The sequence below is a fragment of the Arthrobacter sp. JUb115 genome (assembly GCF_004365035.1).
Lineage (GTDB): Bacteria > Actinomycetota > Actinomycetes > Actinomycetales > Micrococcaceae > Glutamicibacter.
The window spans coordinates 172,037-190,399 of the sequence record NZ_SOBS01000006.1 but is presented as its reverse complement, the minus strand read 5'-3'; the positions used below and the strand labels follow the sequence as shown (position 1 = coordinate 190,399).

General features: G+C 59.8%; 12 protein-coding genes. 8 read left to right on the top strand and 4 right to left on the bottom strand.

The genetic code is table 11. The features are described from left to right. Positions 1 to 211: 211 nt before the first annotated feature. The 4 genes from EDF61_RS12305 to EDF61_RS12290 all read left to right on the top strand — a co-directional run bounded on the left by EDF61_RS12305 (position 212) and on the right by EDF61_RS12290 (position 5,088). Positions 212 to 1,174 carry a proteasome assembly chaperone family protein gene (locus EDF61_RS12305; protein WP_105661472.1) on the top strand — a complete coding sequence of 321 codons (963 nt, stop codon included), beginning with the start codon at positions 212 to 214 and terminating at the stop codon, positions 1,172 to 1,174. Further along, a complete protein-coding gene (locus EDF61_RS12300) occupies positions 1,171 to 2,433 on the top strand; it encodes an MFS transporter (RefSeq protein WP_105656770.1) in 1,263 nt (420 codons plus the stop codon). The genes EDF61_RS12305 and EDF61_RS12300 overlap by 4 nt, the downstream gene beginning before the upstream one ends. An 85-nt stretch (positions 2,434 to 2,518) precedes the next feature. Beyond that, a complete protein-coding gene (locus EDF61_RS12295; protein ID WP_133834271.1) occupies positions 2,519 to 3,622 on the top strand; it encodes a DUF4192 family protein in 1,104 nt (367 codons plus the stop codon). 254 nt (positions 3,623 to 3,876) lie between these two features. Further along, positions 3,877 to 5,088, top strand: coding sequence for an RNA polymerase sigma factor (locus tag EDF61_RS12290; RefSeq protein ID WP_105656768.1), 1,212 nt, complete (start codon positions 3,877 to 3,879; stop codon positions 5,086 to 5,088). A gap of 127 nt (positions 5,089 to 5,215) precedes the next feature. Here EDF61_RS12290 and EDF61_RS12285 read toward each other — a convergent pair whose 3' ends face one another. Next, complete coding sequence (locus tag EDF61_RS12285; RefSeq protein ID WP_105656767.1) at positions 5,216 to 5,440, bottom strand: DUF7455 domain-containing protein; 225 nt, start codon at positions 5,438 to 5,440, stop codon at positions 5,216 to 5,218. Between the two features lie 221 nt (positions 5,441 to 5,661). Here EDF61_RS12285 and EDF61_RS12280 point away from each other — a divergent pair, with 221 nt between their 5' ends. Further along, positions 5,662 to 7,770, top strand: a complete 2,109-nt coding sequence (locus EDF61_RS12280; protein WP_105656859.1) for a DNA gyrase/topoisomerase IV subunit B — start codon at positions 5,662 to 5,664, stop codon at positions 7,768 to 7,770. Between the two features lie 70 nt (positions 7,771 to 7,840). On the opposite strand, the gene EDF61_RS12275 is transcribed toward EDF61_RS12280, so the two are convergent. Continuing rightward, positions 7,841 to 8,569, bottom strand: a complete 729-nt coding sequence (locus EDF61_RS12275) for a M56 family metallopeptidase (protein ID WP_332727150.1) — start codon at positions 8,567 to 8,569, stop codon at positions 7,841 to 7,843. Positions 8,570 to 8,826: 257 nt separating this feature from the next. Next, on the bottom strand, positions 8,827 to 9,198 hold the full coding sequence (locus EDF61_RS12270; RefSeq protein ID WP_066144398.1) for a BlaI/MecI/CopY family transcriptional regulator: 372 nt from the start codon (positions 9,196 to 9,198) through the stop codon (positions 8,827 to 8,829). Positions 9,199 to 9,595: 397 nt separating this feature from the next. Here EDF61_RS12270 and EDF61_RS12265 point away from each other — a divergent pair, with 397 nt between their 5' ends. From EDF61_RS12265 to cydC, 3 genes are read left to right on the top strand one after another with little or no spacing between them, the layout of a single operon-like run. Further along, a complete protein-coding gene (locus tag EDF61_RS12265) occupies positions 9,596 to 11,194 on the top strand; it encodes a cytochrome ubiquinol oxidase subunit I (protein WP_105656765.1) in 1,599 nt (532 codons plus the stop codon). Between the two features lie 24 nt (positions 11,195 to 11,218). Continuing rightward, positions 11,219 to 12,244, top strand: coding sequence for a cytochrome d ubiquinol oxidase subunit II (gene cydB, locus EDF61_RS12260; RefSeq protein ID WP_105656764.1), 1,026 nt, complete (start codon positions 11,219 to 11,221; stop codon positions 12,242 to 12,244). 27 nt (positions 12,245 to 12,271) lie between these two features. Beyond that, the gene (gene cydC, locus EDF61_RS12255) at positions 12,272 to 15,601 is read left to right on the top strand and encodes a thiol reductant ABC exporter subunit CydC (RefSeq protein ID WP_133834270.1); all 3,330 of its coding nucleotides are present in this window, start codon (positions 12,272 to 12,274) and stop codon (positions 15,599 to 15,601) included. Between the two features lie 71 nt (positions 15,602 to 15,672). Here cydC and EDF61_RS12250 read toward each other — a convergent pair whose 3' ends face one another. Then, positions 15,673 to 18,306: a DNA gyrase/topoisomerase IV subunit A gene (locus tag EDF61_RS12250; RefSeq protein ID WP_105656762.1), complete on the bottom strand. Its 2,634-nt coding sequence runs from the start codon at positions 18,304 to 18,306 to the stop codon at positions 15,673 to 15,675. Positions 18,307 to 18,363 lie beyond the last annotated feature (57 nt).

Genomic DNA, 18,363 nt, shown 5'->3' with positions numbered 1-18,363 from the left:
AGCCCCTGTGGTTTTCCGGAACAGGTCATGCCGGCGGGCTGTGCGTCTCCTACCCCAAGGTTATCCGAGGTTCCGCGTCATCGTGCGTTACTTCACAGCGAGCGAAAGCCAAGTAGCGATAAGATGGACCATTGATCTGTACTTGAAGTGCAGTCCCAGCCGATGGTTGCCGCTCCCGCTTTGCCGGATGCCGACCCTGAATGAGGAGAAAATGTCCAAGGAATCGTTGATGACGCTGGTCGCAGACGACTTGGATGACTCGCGCCTTCAAGGTCTTGGCATGTTCGTCTCGCTGAAGAGCATCAGTGATGCCGGGCATAACCATTCGCAGGTCTCCAACGAGCTTTTCGGACGCCTCGACTCGGAGCTCTTCGCCACTTTCGACGCCGATGAGCTGATCGCCTACACCTCCCAGCGCCCGCGGGTCTCTTTCCTGGGTGACCACTTCGCTGGATACCAGGCTCCACGCATGGAGATCTACCTGATGACCGATGAGATGGACCGCAAGTTCTGGTTCCTCACCGGTGTAGAACCCGACTTGAAGTGGGAACGCGTGATCGCGGAACTGCATTCCTTCATTGAAGCCTTCAACGTATCGCTGGTTGTGGGGACCGCATCGTTGCCGATGCCGGTGCCGCATACCCGCCCGGTAGGCGTTACCGCACATGGAAACCGCAAGGATCTGATCGAGAACATCTCGACGTGGAGCCCTACGGTGGAATCGCCAGCAGGTCTGGCCTCGCTGCTCGAAATTCGCCTGAGCGAAGCTGGCCGTGATGTCGTGGGATACTCCCTGCACACCCCGCACTACCTCGCCGAATCCGAGTACCCGGCCGTTGCCGTTGCGACGCTGGAATACGTAGGAGCGGCACTGAAGCTGGCTTTGCCAACGGACAAGCTGCGTGAGGCAGGTCGACTGGTCGACCAGCAGCTAGCCGAACAGCTTGAAACCAATAGCGATGTTCGCCAAATGGTCGAGGGATTCGAAGAACGGTTCGATGCGCATGCCAAAGAGCATGAACCGCGCTCGCTGTTGCTGGATGAAGACGAGCAGATGGCGGATGCCGAGGAATTGGGCGCCAGCGCCGAGCATTTCCTTGCGGCCATTGAGAACACTGAAGATTGGTTGAAAAACGGTCACATCGAACCGTTGCCAGGTGATCACGACCAGTGAGCCAGGCCCATCTGAATTCACCAAAGTCGTGGGTTGTCTTCGGCTTCGCAATTCTTGCCTACATTTCTGCAATTTCGCAGCGCACCAGCTTCGGCGTCGCTGGCATCCAAGCCACCGAACGATTTGATGCCAGCGCGCAGATTTTGGCGACCTTCTCCGTCGTGCAGCTGGTTGTCTATGCCGGCGCGCAGGTGCCCGTAGGGCTGCTGCTGGATAAATTCGGTCCGCGCATCCTGATTACCTGCGGCGCCCTGCTGATGGCCGCAGGTCAAGCGTTCCTTGCGATTTCAGTCAACGTCCCCATGGGGTTGGCCGGGCGCGTCATGGTTGGCATGGGCGATGCGATGGTCTTCGTATCGGTGCTCAAGCTGTTGCCCCTATGGTTCTCCGGCTCGCGAATCCCGGTGCTGACCCAGCTCACCGGTACCTTCGGCCAGCTCGGCCAGCTCATCAGCCTCTTTCCTTTCCATATGATCTTGCTGGGCGTCGGCTGGTCCGCGGCGTTCTCGGTCATGTCCGGTTTCGCTTTTGCCACCTTCATCACCACGATCGCTTTCGTGCGCAATGGCAGGACCTGGGAAGGGTCCGGCCAGGGGGAGCAGGAGACCGGCTCGCGGATCGCCCGGGCCTGGAAACAGCCAGGAACCCGTTTGGGGTTCTGGACCCACTTCTCCACGGCATTCATGATCAACACCTTCATGATGACCTGGGGCTATCCTTTCCTTGTCGAAGGCCAAGGCATAGACGGTGCGCTGGCATCGGGCTTGATGGCGGTGTTCGTTGTCGTTTCCATCGTGGTGGGACCGATCCTCGGCGCCCTGACCTCGCGCCATGCCAGCCAGCGTTCCAACTTTGCCCTGGGCATTGTCGGCTCAATCCTGGTGATGTGGGCAGTCGTCCTATTCTGGCCAGGGCAGGCCCCGCTATGGATTCTGGTGCTATTGATGATCGCCATTGCCGCCGGTGGCCCGGCCTCCGTAATCGGCTTCGACTTCGCCCGAACGTTCAACCCGCCGCAGGTGCTGGGAACGGCCACCGGCCTGGTGAACACCGGCGGGTTCATAGGTGCCTTTGTCACGATCTACGTCATCGGATTCATCATGGACATGCTGTATAAGGCCAACGGCTCGGTGGGCGAGCTCTACAATCTTCAGGCCTTCCGCGTGGCCCTGTCAGTCCAGTTCGCCATGGCATTGCTCGGTATGGTGTTCATGGTCGTTGAACGCCGCAAGGCACGCCGCTTCCTCGCCGAGCAGTAAGCCCGCACCGGGGCGATCCGAAAGGTTCTCCACAGCTCGCAGCCTCTGACCTCATGCGCCAAGCGCAGCGTTGCACCGTGGAGCCATGACAACTACACCGGAACGCCACCCTCTCTCGCTGTCCAGTTGCGAGGACATCTTGGCGTATGTGCCCCATGCCCTAGGTTTCTATCCTCAGAATTCGGCCGTGCTGATGCTGATAGACGAGGACCATCTGGAAGCGACCTTGCGAGTTGATCTGCCCGAGGAAAACACGGCTGCAGAGCTTGGGACGTGGACCGCGCAGCTGCTGAGTCTGCTAGAACAAATGCCCCATATCCAAGGGGTGGTTCTGGTGGTCTATGCGCCCGAAGGAACGTCGGCCGGCTCCGGTATTCCCTACGCGGATCTGGTCGCGCAGCTAGAGCAGGGGCTGACAAGCAAAAAGGTCTTGCTGCGTCACAGCTGGTGCCGGCAGGATCGTGTGGTCTGGAACTACGCGACCGATGATTACGCAGAGCCGACGCCCGTGCGCCCGGTGGAAACGAACGAAACGCATTTGTCGTTGGTCTTCGCCGGGTCGGCTCCGTTGGATATTCCATGGGACGGTAGCGGAATCCCGCAATGGCCGCAGGCTGCTGAGATCCTGAAGATCATCTCGAATCAGCAGCACAACGTCGTCAACTGCTTGGAAGCGTGGCTGCAGACCATGGACCTAGCTGAGCCAGAAGCCCGGGCCTGGATTCACGATGAGCATGAGCATGCCGCATTGCTACTGGGTTCCTTGGAAGTGAAAATCGTGCGTGACCTTCTTCCGTACCTGGCTGGTCAAGGACTTGAAGCATCACTGGATGTGCTGTTCGGCGTGATGCGCGGGGATCGCGAAGCTGCCGCCGCGCCGTTGACCAACTATTTGCTGGGACGTGGTTGGCATGCTCCGGACTGGCAGAGGATTGACCGGTTGTGGCTGGTCGCCAGAGACCTGCTCGGCGTTGCTGAAGGCAACGCGCGGCAGGCCCTGCTGTGCATTCTTGCGTGGATCGAGTGGGCGCGAGGCAGGGGATCCATGGCGTTGTGCCTGTTGGGGCGAGCGGTCGAGGAAAACCCGAATTACGAGCTGGCCAGGCTGCTGCAAAAGCTGATGTCCCATGGAATCATGCCAGAATGGGCGACCGACCAATTGCGGGCATGGCGTGCTAGTTTCAGTTGAGCAGCAACAGCCGGAGTGTCTCAAGTGGTGTCCTGGTGGCAATTCATGGATAATGGGACAACAGACCCGGTTAGGTTCGAATTGCCTATGTCTTGAAATCTCCGGATTTCGGGAACATTAGGCGGGCTTGATGCGTTGATATCAATGTGCCAGCCCTCGGTGTTTAGTCAATGATTAAACGCCATCGGACTTGACAGGGTCATAGTGGTGTTACCGGCAGGTGCATCCGGAACGCATCGTTAGAAAGGTTATTCGTGTCATCTTCTGAGACGAACGCTAATCGCAAAGCAACTGAGGCCGAGGTTGAAGCGGCCGAGGTCGAGGCAGCCGCCCCTGCAGCGAAGAAGCGCGCTACCAAGGCCAAGCCTCGGACTAAAAAGGTCGCTGCTGAAACTGCAGTGCAAGACGAATCAACCGGAGCGTCGGCTGACGCCGATGACGATGTTGAGCAAGGCACCGATTCGAAGGACTCGAAGTCTGACGATGATTCGAAGGGCTTCACCCTTTCAACCGGTGACGATGATGCTCCACAGCAGCAGGTCATGGTCGCTGGAGCGACCGCTGACCCAGTCAAGGATTACCTGAAGCAGATCGGCAAGGTCGCGCTGCTGAACGCTGAGCAGGAAGTTGACTTGGCTCTGCGCATCGAAGCGGGCCTGTTCGCAACTGACAAGTTGGAAAAGGACGACGGCTCGATGGACCAGCGCTTGCGCTGGGACTATGAGCAGATCATCCACGACGGCAAGATCGCCAAGAACCACTTGCTGGAAGCCAACCTTCGCCTCGTAGTTTCGCTGGCCAAGCGCTACACCGGCCGCGGCATGCTGTTCCTGGACCTGATCCAGGAAGGCAACCTTGGCCTGATCCGTGCAGTGGAGAAATTCGACTACACCAAGGGCTTCAAGTTCTCGACCTACGCCACCTGGTGGATCCGCCAGGCAATTACCCGTGCCATGGCTGACCAGGCACGTACCATTCGTATTCCAGTGCACATGGTTGAAGTCATCAACAAGCTGGCACGTGTCCAGCGCCAGATGCTCCAGGACCTGGGCCGCGAACCAACCCCAGAAGAGCTGGCCAAGGAATTGGACATGACCCCTGAAAAGGTTGTCGAAGTCCAGAAGTATGGTCGCGAACCAATTTCCTTGCACACCCCATTGGGTGAAGACGGCGACTCCGAATTCGGTGACCTCATTGAAGACTCGGAAGCAGTAGTCCCAGCTGACGCCGTTTCGTTCACCCTGTTGCAGGAACAGCTCCACTCGGTGCTCGACACGCTCTCAGAGCGTGAAGCAGGTGTGGTGGCCATGCGCTTCGGCCTGACCGATGGCCAGCCTAAGACCTTGGATGAAATCGGCAAGGTCTACGGTGTGACTCGTGAACGCATTCGCCAGATCGAGTCCAAGACGATGTCCAAGCTTCGTCACCCATCGCGATCCCAGGTGCTGCGCGATTACCTAGACTAAGAATCTGAGGATGTGGCCAGTAGTTCATTCAATGAACTGCTGGCCACATTTTTTTATTTGCCGTTAATGCAAGAAGAAGGTGACCCAGAATTGGGTCACCTTCTCGAATTAGTGGCTGGCCACGAGTTTAGTCGTTGGCGTCCACCTTGGGCTTTTCATAGAGTCGCGAAGACTCATCCTGCCATACCGACGTCTGCGGACGCAGTTTGGGTTCTACATCGCGGGCGTGGTGAGCGCAGAAGAGCAGCTCACCGCCTGTCGAAGCCAGCACGGCTCGCACGTAGGCCTGTGCGCCGCAGCGGTCGCACCGGTCGAGGGCGTTCAGTTCACGACTAGCGGTCGTAGTAGTCATTGCCAGCCTCCTAAAGTTGATGGTTACTCTATACAACCAGCTTGGGCTCTGACTTTATCCCGATTTGCCTCTTCTTTCGCTCACCGCGTAGCGCATGTGGATAAGGTCATAGGGGACCGGCGTGCTGGGCAGCACCGGAAAATAGCGGGTATTCGAACACATTAACGATTAGAATATGGAATAAGACGTACTTTCTCATGCAAGTAGGAGACAACAGCTCAGTGGCTTCATCCGACAATTACAGCGCCCGGCACCTTTCGGTCTTGGAAGGCCTGGAAGCGGTTCGTAAGCGCCCAGGCATGTACATCGGCTCCACCGACTCCCGTGGCTTGATGCATTGCCTCTGGGAGATCATCGATAACTCAGTTGACGAAGCGCTGGGCGGTTTCGGCCAGGCAATTGACGTCATCTTGCACTCTGACGGCTCCGTTGAAGTCCAGGATGACGGCCGCGGCATTCCTGTCGATGTTGAACCCAAGACAGGCTTGAGCGGTTTGGAAGTTGTCTTCACCAAGCTGCACGCCGGCGGCAAGTTCGGTGGCGGCTCCTACAGTGCTTCGGGCGGTCTGCACGGCGTGGGCGCCTCGGTCGTCAACGCCTTGTCGGCCCGTTTGGACGTCGAAGTTGACCGCGGTGGCAAGACCTACGGCCTGCAGTTCCGTCGTGGAGAGCCAGGCAAATTTACCGATAAGGGCCGCAAGAAAGCGGACGCTTCCTTCAAGGCTCATGAGACGGCGACGGCTCCGGGCGTTATCGGCAAAGCCAAGCGGGGCGTGACTGGAACGCGCATTCGCTACTGGGCGGATAACCATATCTTCACCCCGGATGCGAAGTTCTCCTATAAGGATTTGCAGGATCGAGCGCGCCAGACCTCCTTCTTGGTTCCTGGGTTGCGCATCACCCTGCGCGATGAACGTGGATTACCGGATACCCCGGGTGCGGACGGGCCTCATGAGGAAGTGTTCCAGCATGATGGCGGCATCAGCGAGTTCGTCGACTATCTGAGCAGCGACTCGCCGGTCACGGACATCTGGCGTTTCCATGGCAGCGGATCGTTCCATGAAAAGGTTCCGGTCATCGATGGCAGTGGTCGCAGCCATATTGAAGATGTGCAGCGTGTCTGCGAAGTTGACGTCGCGGTGCGTTGGGGAATCGGCTACGAAACCTCGCTGCGCAGCTTCGTGAATATCATTGCGACCCCCAAGGGCGGTACGCATACTGCCGGCTTCGAACAGGCCATGCTCAAGTCCTTCCGCAAGAACGTGGAGGCCAATGCACGGAAGCTCAAGTTCGGCCAGAAGGACAAGCTGGAGAAGGACGACGTGCTGGCGGGCATGACTGCCGTGCTGACCGTCCGACTGGCAGAGCCGCAGTTCGAAGGGCAGACCAAGGAAATTTTGGGTACACCGCAGGTGCGCCAGATTGTTTCCAAGGTGCTGGAGAAGGCACTCAACGACCGACTGGGATCCAATAAGCGCAACGAGAAGGCTGAAGCGTCCACGCTGCTGGAGAAGGTCGTCAACGAGATGAAATCTCGCGTGTCGGCACGTATGCACAAGGAAACCCAGCGTCGCAAGACCGCTTTGGAGTCTTCTTCGCTGCCAACCAAACTGCTCGATTGCCGCAGCAAGGAAGTTGGAAAGTCTGAACTGTTCATCGTCGAGGGCGACAGCGCATTAGGCACTGCCCGTCTCGCGCGCTCCAGCGAGTACCAGGCGCTGCTGCCAATTCGAGGCAAGATCCTCAACGTGCAAAAAGCCTCGATTTCGGACATGCTCTCGAACGCGGAGTGCGCAGCGATGATCCAGGTGATTGGGGCCGGTTCGGGGCGCAGCTTCGACATTGAGCAAGCCCGATACGGCAAGATCATCTTGATGACTGATGCTGATGTTGACGGTGCGCACATTCGGACATTGCTGTTGACGTTGTTCTATCGCTACATGCGTCCCATGATCGAGCACGGTCGCGTCTATGCAGCGGTTCCGCCGCTGCACCGCATTGAGGTGATTAATCCGGGGTCGAAGCAGAATGAGGTTATCTACACCTACTCTGAGGCGGAAATGACCAAGCTGCTGGCCAACTTGGAGAAGGAAGGCCGACGCTACAAGGAGCCGATCCAGCGCTATAAGGGCCTAGGCGAAATGGACGCGGACCAGCTGGCTGAAACCACCATGGACCTGCGTCATCGTATGCTGCGCCGTGTCGGCATCGAGCATGCGCAGGCAGCCGAGGAGGTCTTTGATCTGCTGATGGGCTCCGACGTAGCGCCTCGCAAGAAGTTCATTATCGACGGCGCCGACGATCTTGAACGAGATCGTATCGACGTCTAGAGCAATGCAAACGGCGAAGTCCCTGGCCCTAACGGGGTCCAGGGACTTCGCTGTTTGCGCCAAGAGAGTGCTACCAGTCCAGCAACCGCGGTGCGATGAGCAGGACTGTCGGGCAGATCAGCAACATGATGGTGCTCAGGAGCACTAGTGCGCGCTGCGGGCGGCCCAGCGGATCCTGCGGGGAGAGCAAGCGTTGCAGCCGGCGGGAGGAGACTTCACCATCTGGCATGCCAACTAGGCCGGCACTGGACGAATGATTCTTTGACGACGAATCATCCATTGCTGCGGCGGTGGCGACAGTGACAATGGCTTTGAGCAAAGTGTGCCTATTGACCTTTTCCAGTGCTTTGTCGTCGGCGAGCATTTCTATCAGTTGGCGCACTGCGTCGAGGGCAAGGCGTGAAGTCGGTAGCCAAGGCAACGCTTCGTGCCACGCCGTGAATGCCAGGATCAGCAGATCATGCCGTTGATCCAAATGGGAGCGTTCATGGGCAATAACCGCCTGTTGCTCTTCGGCAGAGAGCTGGGTGAGCAATCCGCGCGATAGCACGGTCACCGATTGCGAAATCCCCGGCACGCAATATGCAACAGGCATGTCGTGATCAATCACTAGGGTATTTGGCCGCGTCTGGGACGGGTTGCTCAAGAGGCGCAGCAGATGCCGGTGCTTGGCTCGTTGGCGAGAGATGCGCCAAGCCGCTCGTATGAGGGTTAATACCAGGTGAAATCCGAAGAGCAGTGCTGCGCTCAAGGCGAACAGGTGCACTTCGCCGGGGTCGGGCACACTGGGATCTCCCATTATCAGGAGCCAGCCGCCATGAAGCGCCGATATGAGGTCATCGCCCAATGGGGCCAAGCCCCAAACAAGCATCGAGCCGATCATGGAAAGTCCACCGCCTAATGCGATGGCTTGCCAAAGGAGTACCGCTTGCACTGGTGAGCGGGCGGTCCATTTAGCCTTGGATAAAGCCAACGGCGTCGGCCACGCCAATGCGATAGCCAACGCCGCTAGGAAATATGAGGTGAGAAGCACTCAGTCCCCGAAGTTCTTCTAAATTATGCGGACTTTACTGAGTCCAAGATAGCACGCAGGGATGCTGCCTCGTCGGGGGAGATGCCTCCGATGAATCGTGCCAGGACTGCTTCACGGTCCTGGGCGGTGCCCAGGGCGTCGTTGAGCAGTCCAACGGTGTGATCCTCACGGGAGGATGAAGCTGCGTACCGGTGAGGGCGGGTAGTGCGCTCGCGCTCTACCAAACCCTTCTTTTCGAGACGGGCTAGCACAGTCAGCACCGTAGTGACTGCGAGTTCTTTCGCGTCGGTGCCAAGCGCCGCCAAATCATCACGAAGGTCATTCGCGGTGAGTGGTTCTGCAGAATCCCACAGAAGATCCATGACGGAGCGTTCCAGATCGCCAAGGCTGGCCACTAGGTCGTACCTCACTTGCATTAGTTTTGACGCGGTTGCTTGACTCATGGAGTGCAAGCACACTGCTTGGGTTCTTAATTGTAGCCATCTTTCCACAATATTTCTACGGCATGTAAAAGAGAGGGGTGAGTACATGCTTTACCCGTTTCGCAATGAGGTGCGAGAATGTCGCGGGTGAAACTTGTTGACTTGGGTTTTTTAAGAACCGTAGACACAACCCTGTCAATAGGCTTAGTATTTGCGCCCACGTGCGCACTGGCGAAGTTTCCAGTTTCTGAAATTGCTCATCGGCTCGATTTCTACACGCTGTCGAAATCGTCTATGGTGGCCTTGGAGAACTTTTCTACGGAACGTAGAAAAGTGATTGAACTTCGATCCCACGATAGTTGAGGAATCCATGGATGCTCTAGAGATTGCCCGCTGGCAATTCGGCATTACGACGGTCTACCACTTCCTGATGGTGCCCCTGACCATTGGACTAGGCCTGACCGTGGCCACGCTGCAAACCATGTGGCATCGCACCGGCAACGAGCACTGGCTGCGAATGACAAAATTCTGGGGCAAGCTTTTCCTGATCAACTTCATCATGGGCATCGCCACGGGCATTGTCCAAGAGTTCCAGTTCGGCATGGCTTGGAGCGAATACAGCCGCTATGTAGGGGACGTATTCGGAGCGCCGTTGGCCATGGAAGCACTGCTGGCCTTTTTCGTAGAATCTACATTCCTGGGGCTCTGGATCTTCGGCTGGAAGAAGCTTCCCAAACGCGTGCACCTGGCAACCATCTGGTGCGCATCCCTGGCAACGATCTTTTCCGCCTACTTCATCCTTGTTGCGAACTCATGGATGCAGCACCCGGTTGGAACGAAAATAGTTGACGGCCGAGCCGTGATGACCGACGCATGGGCGGTGTTCACCAACAACACGGCGCTAGTGACGTTCCCGCACACTATTTTCGGTGCCTTCGCCGTTGCCGGCGGCTTCCTGCTGGGCATCTCATGGTTCCATCTCTACCGCCGACGCAAAGAAGGCATCGACTCGGTGGATGCCAACGGATATGTTGTCGTGGGCGAAGATCCCAGCCGCGGTAAAAGCCGTGACAAGGTGGACTACCAAGTCTGGATCAAGTCCCTGCGCATCGGCGCCGCGGTAGCAATGGTCGCGTTCCTCGGTGTGGCACTGAGCGGGCACGAACAAGCAAAGCTCATGTTCGAGCAGCAGCCGATGAAAATGGCTGCTGCGGAGGCAGCTTGCCACGATGGAACAGGCTTCTCGGTGCTGTCCTTGGGAGATATCACCGCCAAGGGTTCAACCAACTGCGACAACGTCGTAGCGGTCTTCGAAATCCCGGGCATTCTCTCGTATCTGGCCAATGGGGATTTCACCACCGAAATCAAGGGCGTGAACACGCTGATTCCGGAATACCAGGAAAAATACGGCAAGTACTATCCGAACGATGAATCCTTCGGCAAGTACGCAGGCCAGGAAATCAACTACTTGCCAGTGATGGAAGTGACCTACTGGGGCTTCCGCTTGATGATCACCCTCGGCGGGCTCTCGGCATTGGCTGCTGGCGTTGCGCTATGGATCACTCGCAAGGGCACCGTCCCAGAAAACAAATGGCTCTCGCGCCTTGCCCTGCTAGGCATTGCCGCACCCTTCGGCGCAAACGCCACTGGCTGGATTTTCACCGAAATGGGCCGGCAGCCATTCACTGTAGTCCCCAACCCGCAGATGGGTGGCGTGGACCAGGTGTTCATGTACACCGCAGCATCGGTCTCTCCGACAGTGAGCGCAGGAGAACTGCTCTTCTCGCTGATCGCGCTCACGACAATCTACGGTGTGCTGCTGGTCGTGGAACTGGTGCTGCTCAGCCGCTACATTCGTGGCGGCGTGGCATCGGCAATGCCGGAGCTTGAACCGTCAGATCATTCACCAGCGGACGGCCCCTCGGACCCGGACAACGATGACGACGACGTACTGGCCTTCGCCTACTAGCGGCACGGACTAAGGAGAACATCAATGGATTGGCTTCCAACACTTTGGTTCATTGTGATCGCGCTGCTCTGGTGCGGCTATCTCTTCCTCGAAGGCTTTGACCTCGGGGTGGGCATGCTCATCGGTCTCGGCCGTTCCACCGAGAAGCGCAAACGGCTCTTGCTCAATACCATCGGCCCGGTCTGGGATGGCAATGAGGTATGGCTGCTGACCGCCGGCGGTGCGACCTTCGCAGCGTTTCCGCACTGGTACGCCTCGCTGTTCTCGGCCCTCTACATTCCGCTGACCTTTGTCCTGCTGGCGTTGATTTTCCGTGCCGTTGCCATTGAGTACCGAGGCAAGGCGATCACCGCAGCAACCCGGAAAGCTTGGGACCTGGCCTTGGGAATCGGATCGCTGGTGGCCGCCTTCGGTGTCGGTGCCATGCTGGCATTGACCACCTTGGGCCTGCCTTTGAACGAGAACGGCGACCGAATCGGAGGGGCCTTCGCGTGGCTGAACTGGCATGCCGTCCTCGGCGGCGCAGCAGTGGTGGCGTTCTGCTGGATCCATGCGTTGGCATTCCTGCGGTTGAAAACCGACGGAAAAGTCCGCCATGAAGCAGGAAAGCTCGTAGGCCGCTGGCTGCCGCTAGCAATCCTGCCCTTAGTTGCGTGGGTCCTGCTGGTGCTGCTGGACAACGATTCCACCATCGCCTGGGCAGTATTGGGCCTGGCAGCGGTCTGCCTGGCCATTTCGATAGCCAGCGGCCGCGCTGGGCGCGAGGGACTCTCCTTCATCGCCCTGGGCGCCACCTTGCTCGCCGGGGTCGCAGCGATCTTCACCGCCGCTTACCCGGTAGTGCTGCCATCGACCATCGACCCGGCCTTCGACCTGACCGTGGCTAACGCGTCCAGCACTGCCTACACCCTGAAGCTCATGAGCGTCGTGGCCGCCTTCGGCGTGCCAATGGTCCTGGCGTACCAGGCCTGGAGCTACTGGGTCTTCCGCAAGCGCTTGCGCGAAGAGCACATTCCAGAAACTCATCGAGTCGTCTCCATCATCAAGTAACCGCATTTCCGAGGGAAAGAAGTAGTAATGCCAGCCCCGCGATTCCTGCCGCGTGAACTGATCACGCCACGACAATTCCTGGTTTTGGCGCTGTTCTCCGCGCTCAAAGTCGTCGGGCTGGTATTCGTCGCCTACGCGCTGGGCCAATGGATCGCCACCATGGCCGATGGAGGGGCCAATGAATCGCACCTGCTGATCCTGGCGCTGGCCGGCGCCGCGCTTCGAGCGCTCAGCGCATGGGGATTGAACGCCGGCGCCCGCCGCATGGGCCTGGGCGCGAAGGAACGGCTACGGCTGAACCTGGTGCGCAGGCAAGCCGCGCAACCGGCCATCGTCCCCGCGGCGGAACAGAATTCCATACCGGTCACCGCCACCTTGGCCAGCCATGGCCTTGAGAAGCTCGATGACTACTTCACCAAATTCATTCCTGCGCTCATCGGCGCCCTGGCCGTCCCGCTGCTGCTTGGCCTCTACATTCTGCAGCTGGACTGGATCAGCGCAGTGGTGCTGCTCCTGACGATCCCGCTGGTGCCGGTGTTCATGGCATTGATCGGCATGCACACCCAGGACACCCTCAACGAATCCCAAGCCACCTTGGATCGGCTTGCCCACCAGCTCTACGAACTCGCCCAGGGCTTGCCCGCACTGCTGGGCTTGGGCCGGGCACGGGCCCACGGCAGCGCCATCGCCGCCGTCAGCAGCAAATACCGGGCGGCCACCATGGCCAACCTGAAAACCGTATTCATGTCCAGCTTCTGGCTGGAACTGATCGCAACCCTTTCGGTGGCGGTACTCGCGGTGATGATCGGCGTGAGACTGGTCAGCGGGAATATGGATCTCGCCGCCGGGCTGATAATCCTCATTCTGGCACCCGAGCTGTTCTCGGCACTGCGCGAAGTGGGCTCTGCCTACCATGCGGCCGATGACGGGCTGGCTGCCTACCAGAAGTACACAGCCATCACCGCTGCCACCCCGGTCCATCAGCTTCGTGCCAGCACGGCCAGGAACGCAGATAGCGTCCTGGACGTCGCGGACCTGCGGATCAGCTACGATGGCATGCATCCAATCCACCAAGCCGTGAATATTCAGTTGCGCGCGGGGGAGCGCCTGGTATTGTCCACTGCCAGCGGTTCGGGCAAGAGCACGCTGCTCAAGCTGATCGCCGAGGCGCACAGCAGCGACAACACCTTCGATCCGGCCTTGGCCACCGGGCGGGTCTTCATAGCCGGCCAGCTTGCAGTGATTAGCCAGCATCCGCAATTCAACGCAGCAACCGGCAACGGGCAACTGGACCAGGACGCCCCCGCGGCATCGGCTGAACTGCGCCGAGAGCTCAGCTCCCGGCTATCGATGGAGTCCATGCTCGAGCGCCCGATCGGTGAATATTCACCCGGCGAGCTGCGCCGCCTGGAAGTGCTGCGCGCGTTGCTGCGGGTTCACAGCGACGACCACTGCACCGTGCTGCTGGCCGATGAGCCTACCGCGCACCTCGATGAGCGCAACGCCCAGCAAGTACGCGAACTGCTGAGTGAACTTCCAGCCCGCTGCGCGATGCTGGTCGCCAGCCACGACCCCGCCTTCGGGCAGGACGAACGTGCGGGCAGCATAGCGCATGGTGCTGGCCCTGCCCACCGTGAAGAATCCGCAGGCAACCGGTCGCGAGCCACCGCGGCAACGCAGCCTGGCGCCACTGGCCAACGGCCGGTGAAGTCCAAGTTCACCCCGATGCGCGACTTGCTTGCCGGGTACAAAGCTGCCCCCAAGGGCGTGCTCTGGGGGACAGTCAGCGTGCTATGCGCCGTGGCGCTCGCGGCCCTGAGCGGTTGGCTGATCGTTGAAGCCAGCTACCAGCCTCCCATCTTGCACCTGACCGTAGCCTTCGCGATGGTCCGAGGCCTGGGAATCGGACGAGCTGCCTTCCGCTACCTGGAACAGCTCGCGATTCACGACGCGGTGCTGGCCTATGCCTCGGATTTGCGCGAGAAGATGTGGAACGCGATGGTGGCCAACCCCGCACAGTGGGGCTTGCTGACCCGTTCCTCGGTCATCCTGCGATTCTTGCTGGCCGAGGTCGATGAACTGCGCGACCTATTGGCCCGGGTGCTGTTCCCGCCGCTGCAGGCAATCGTAGTGTGGGTTGCAGCAGCAACGGCCTTGTACTTCATCCAGCCCGAATTCGGATATCTGGCCCTCGGTGCGCTGCTGGTGCTGGTCTTCCCGGTGCGTTGGCTTGTGCAGCGCATTGAAGGCGAACACCTCGTGCATCAGCTCAGCCACCGGATGCAGATGAACCAGAGCGTGCTGGGCATCTTGCGGCACAAGTCCGCACTGCGCAGCAATCAGGCCATGGAACGGACCATTGGCCGGTTCCAGGACGCCGAAGCACGCAATACGCAGCGCGCTCGCCGGCATGCCCTGGGCCAAGGCAGCGCCACGGCCCTGGCCACGTTGACCAGCGTATTGCTTGCCATTGCCATCACCGCGCTATCGCACAGCAGCGCATCGTTTACGGCACTGGCCGTGCTCCTGGGCCTGGCCTTGGGGGAGAGCGCTGGCAATGCCCTGCTGGCGGTGCAGCAGGGGCGGGCGCTGAAGGTACTGTCATCGAAGCTGGAAGAACGCGGCATGCAAAGCCACGGCGCACGAGCAGCGCAGCACAACCCGCCGGTGAAGCAAAGCAGGATCGCCGGCTTCGATGCGCAAGCGCTGAGCCTCGGGTACGAGCAGGGAACGCCAGTTCTGGAGAATCTGAACGCCCGCATCCCGGCAGGGCAATGGACGGCCATTACCGGTCCATCGGGTTCTGGCAAATCGACGTTGCTCACCGCGTTGCTGGGCGCGTTGCCAGCGCAATCGGGCAAGTTGAAGGGCATCGATGCCCGCGGGAACCTGCTGGATCTAGAGCAGGCAGACCTGTCATCGGTTGCCTGGTGCCCGCAAGAGGCGCACCTCTTCGACTCCTCGATTCGCCGGAACCTGATGCTGGGCGTCACTGAAGGCCAGCTGCGCAGCGATGCGCAGCTGGAAGAAGTGCTGGAGCAAGTCGGGCTGTCGGACTGGTTGGCAACACAGCCAGAAGGCCTCGAGGCACGCATCGGTTCCGGCGGGCACCAGCTCTCCGGCGGTCAGCGGTGCAAGCTCGCCGTGGCCCGTGCCATGGTGGGCGGCCACCAGATCATCTTGCTTGATGAACCGACTGCCCATCTGGGGGTGGATGAAGCCCAGGACCTGCTTTCCACCTTGCATCTCGCCCTTGCCGGACGAACCGTCGTCTTGATCACCCATGACCAGATGCTTGCCGGGCAGTGCACCCACCGCATTGAACTGGGAAGCCAGAAGCCCAGGGTCAGCGCATAGGACTGCGGCGTCGCTTCCACCCACGGATAGGAGGTGGAAACGACGCCGCGTTCAGTTCTGGCGCTGCTGGATTAGAGGATTACTCCACCGTCGTCGAAAGGCAGCGCGTCTTCGCCCGGCGTGATGGCCGGGGCCGCTTTTGCCTTGGTTGTCTCGGGAATCAACGCTTCTTGCCGCGCGGTTGCCTGGAGGTCCTGGGCAGCAGGTGCTGCAGAAGCATCGTGCCCGCCGGCAATGGTTCCGCCAATGATGTTCACTGACTGGGCCAAAGGCGCGCCCGAACCATCGCGCTTGCCATATTCGGTAGGCAAAGCACGCACTACGCCTGCCGTGGAGCTGGCACGCGCAGGACCCTGGCCGGCATAGCCCAGCTGCAGGTAGTCCTCACCCTTGACGAAACGGTGAGCGCGCACGCCCGCGGTGGCGCGGCCCTTCGCCGGGAACTCGGAGAAGTCGGTGAGCTTCACCGACTGGCCCGAGGTGCCAGGAAGGGTCTGCGAACCGGCAGCGATCGTGGCTACCACCGCGTCGCCAGCACCGGCAGGAACCACACCGAAGAAGATCACCTGGTCATCGGCGGCGAGCTTGATGCCGGCCATGCCTTGTCCGGTGCGGCCCTGGGCACGCACCGCCGAAGCGCTGAAACGCAGCAGCTGAGCCTGCCTGGTCAGGAACACCAGCTCATCGGCATCCTCGGCCGGCGCCGCGGCAATCACGACGTCGGTGTCCTTGAGCGTGATCGCCTCGAACTCGTCACGGTTCAGCGGGTAGTCCGGGGTGACCCGCTTGACCACACCGTTCTTGGTGCCCACGGCAATCACCTGGTTCAGCGGAACCAGTGCCACCGCGCTTTCGCCCTTGCCCAGCTTGAGGAACTCGGAGATCGGCACGCCGTGGGCCAGCTGCGGGAAGCCATGGGATTCGGGAAGCACCGGAACATCGATCAGCGAGATGCGAATAATCCGTCCGACACTCGTCAGCGCTCCGATCTCACCACGGGCGCTGGAAGCAACCTGCGAGGTGAGCACGTCGTGCTTGATGCGCGCCGCGGAGTAGTCCACGACGTCCCGATCAGGAGTCCGGGCGAGCTGCCCCGTGGCCGAGAGCAATACCCAGCACGGGCTGTCGGAGACTTCCATGGCCAACTTGGCCTTCTTGCCTGTCCCGACTTCTTCAGGCAACGCGGTGCCCTTCAGCGGTGCCAGCTGAGCAGACTTCAGCAGCTTGGTCCGGCGCGGGGTGCCGAAAGTGTCGGCCATTTCCCCGAGCTCATCGGAAACCAGGGTGCGCAGCAGCTCATCGGACTCCAAAATGGCGCGCAGTTCCTCGATTTCGTTGCGCAGCTGCTCGGCTTCGGTCTCCAGCTCCAGCGTGGAGTACTTGGTCAGCTGGCGCAACCGCAGTTCCAGGATGTGGCTGGCCTGCGGCTCGCTCAGGTCGAAGACCGTCATCAGGCGTTCGCGTGCTTCTGCGGTCTGCTCGGAGGAACGGATAATGGCAATGACATCGTCAATATCAACGATGGCAATCAGCAGGCCCTCCACCAGATGCAAACGGTCTTCACGCTTGGCCAGGCGATGCGCGGTGCGACGGCGTACAACATCCAGTCGGTGGTCCACATACACGGTGAGCAGTTCGCCCAGCCCCATGGTGCGTGGCTGGCCGTCGACCAGGGCAACGTTATTGATGCCGAAGGAGTCTTCCATCGGGGTGTACTTGTACAGGCTGGCCAGGACAGCGTTCGGGTTGAAACCGTTCTTCAGCTCGATAACCAGCTTCAGGCCGTGATGCCGGTCGGTCAGGTCGACAACATCGGAGATGCCGGAGATCTTCTTGCTGTTGACGCCATCCTTGATCTTCTCGATGACCTTTTCAGGGCCCACGCCATAAGGCAGTTCGGTGACTACCAGGCCCGACTTGCGTGCGGAGATCTTCTCCAGGGCCACGGTAGCTCTGGTGCGGAACAAGCCACGACCGGTGCGGTAGGCATCCTTGATGCCGTCCAAACCGGTAATGCTGCCGCCCGAGGGCAAATCCGGGCCCGGAATGAACTTCATGAGTTCTTCGACGGTGGCGTCAGGTTCCTTGAGCAGGTGTTGCGCAGCAGCGACAACTTCGCCCAGATTGTGGGGAGCCATGTTGGTGGCCATGCCCACGGCAATGCCGGTGGTGCCATTGACCAGCAGATTGGGGAATGCTGCCGGCAGCACTTCGGGCTGCATGAACTGGTTGTCGTAGTTCGGGACGAAGTTCACGACCTCTTCATCCAGGTTAGCGGTCATGGCAACAGCGGAGGCTGCCAGACGGGCCTCGGTGTAACGCGGGGCTGCCGGGCCGTCATCGAGCGATCCGAAGTTTCCGTGGCCATCGATCAACGGCAGCCGAAGAGAGAAGTCTTGGGCCAGGCGGACCATGGCGTCGTAGATCGCGGTGTCGCCATGGGGGTGCAGCTTGCCCATCACTTCGCCGACCACGCGGGCAGACTTGACATGGCCCTTCTCCGGGCGCAAGCCCATTTGCGCCATCTGGAAGAGGATGCGGCGCTGAACTGGCTTCAGCCCATCACGGGCATCGGGAAGCGCGCGGGAGTAGATCACCGAGTAGGCATACTCCAAGAAGGATGATTCCATTTCATTGGTGACGTCTATATCGACGATATTTTCAACGAAATCCGCTGGAATCTCTTCAGACTTCTTACGAGCCATTACTCTGTTCGTCCTTCATCTACTGTCTTAGGGCCGGAACTGCCGAATCTTCGTGTT

Coding starts and splice junctions, on each gene's coding strand:
- EDF61_RS12265 (WP_105656765.1), top strand. CDS start 9,596: ATGGATGCTCTAGAGATTGCCCGCTGGCAATTCGGCATTACGACGGTC.
- EDF61_RS12275 (WP_332727150.1), bottom strand. CDS start 8,569: ATGGGAGATCCCAGTGTGCCCGACCCCGGCGAAGTGCACCTGTTCGCC.
- EDF61_RS12285 (WP_105656767.1), bottom strand. CDS start 5,440: ATGACTACTACGACCGCTAGTCGTGAACTGAACGCCCTCGACCGGTGC.
- EDF61_RS12305 (WP_105661472.1), top strand. CDS start 212: ATGTCCAAGGAATCGTTGATGACGCTGGTCGCAGACGACTTGGATGAC.
- cydB (WP_105656764.1), top strand. CDS start 11,219: ATGGATTGGCTTCCAACACTTTGGTTCATTGTGATCGCGCTGCTCTGG.
- EDF61_RS12295 (WP_133834271.1), top strand. CDS start 2,519: ATGACAACTACACCGGAACGCCACCCTCTCTCGCTGTCCAGTTGCGAG.
- EDF61_RS12250 (WP_105656762.1), bottom strand. CDS start 18,306: ATGGCTCGTAAGAAGTCTGAAGAGATTCCAGCGGATTTCGTTGAAAAT.
- cydC (WP_133834270.1), top strand. CDS start 12,272: ATGCCAGCCCCGCGATTCCTGCCGCGTGAACTGATCACGCCACGACAA.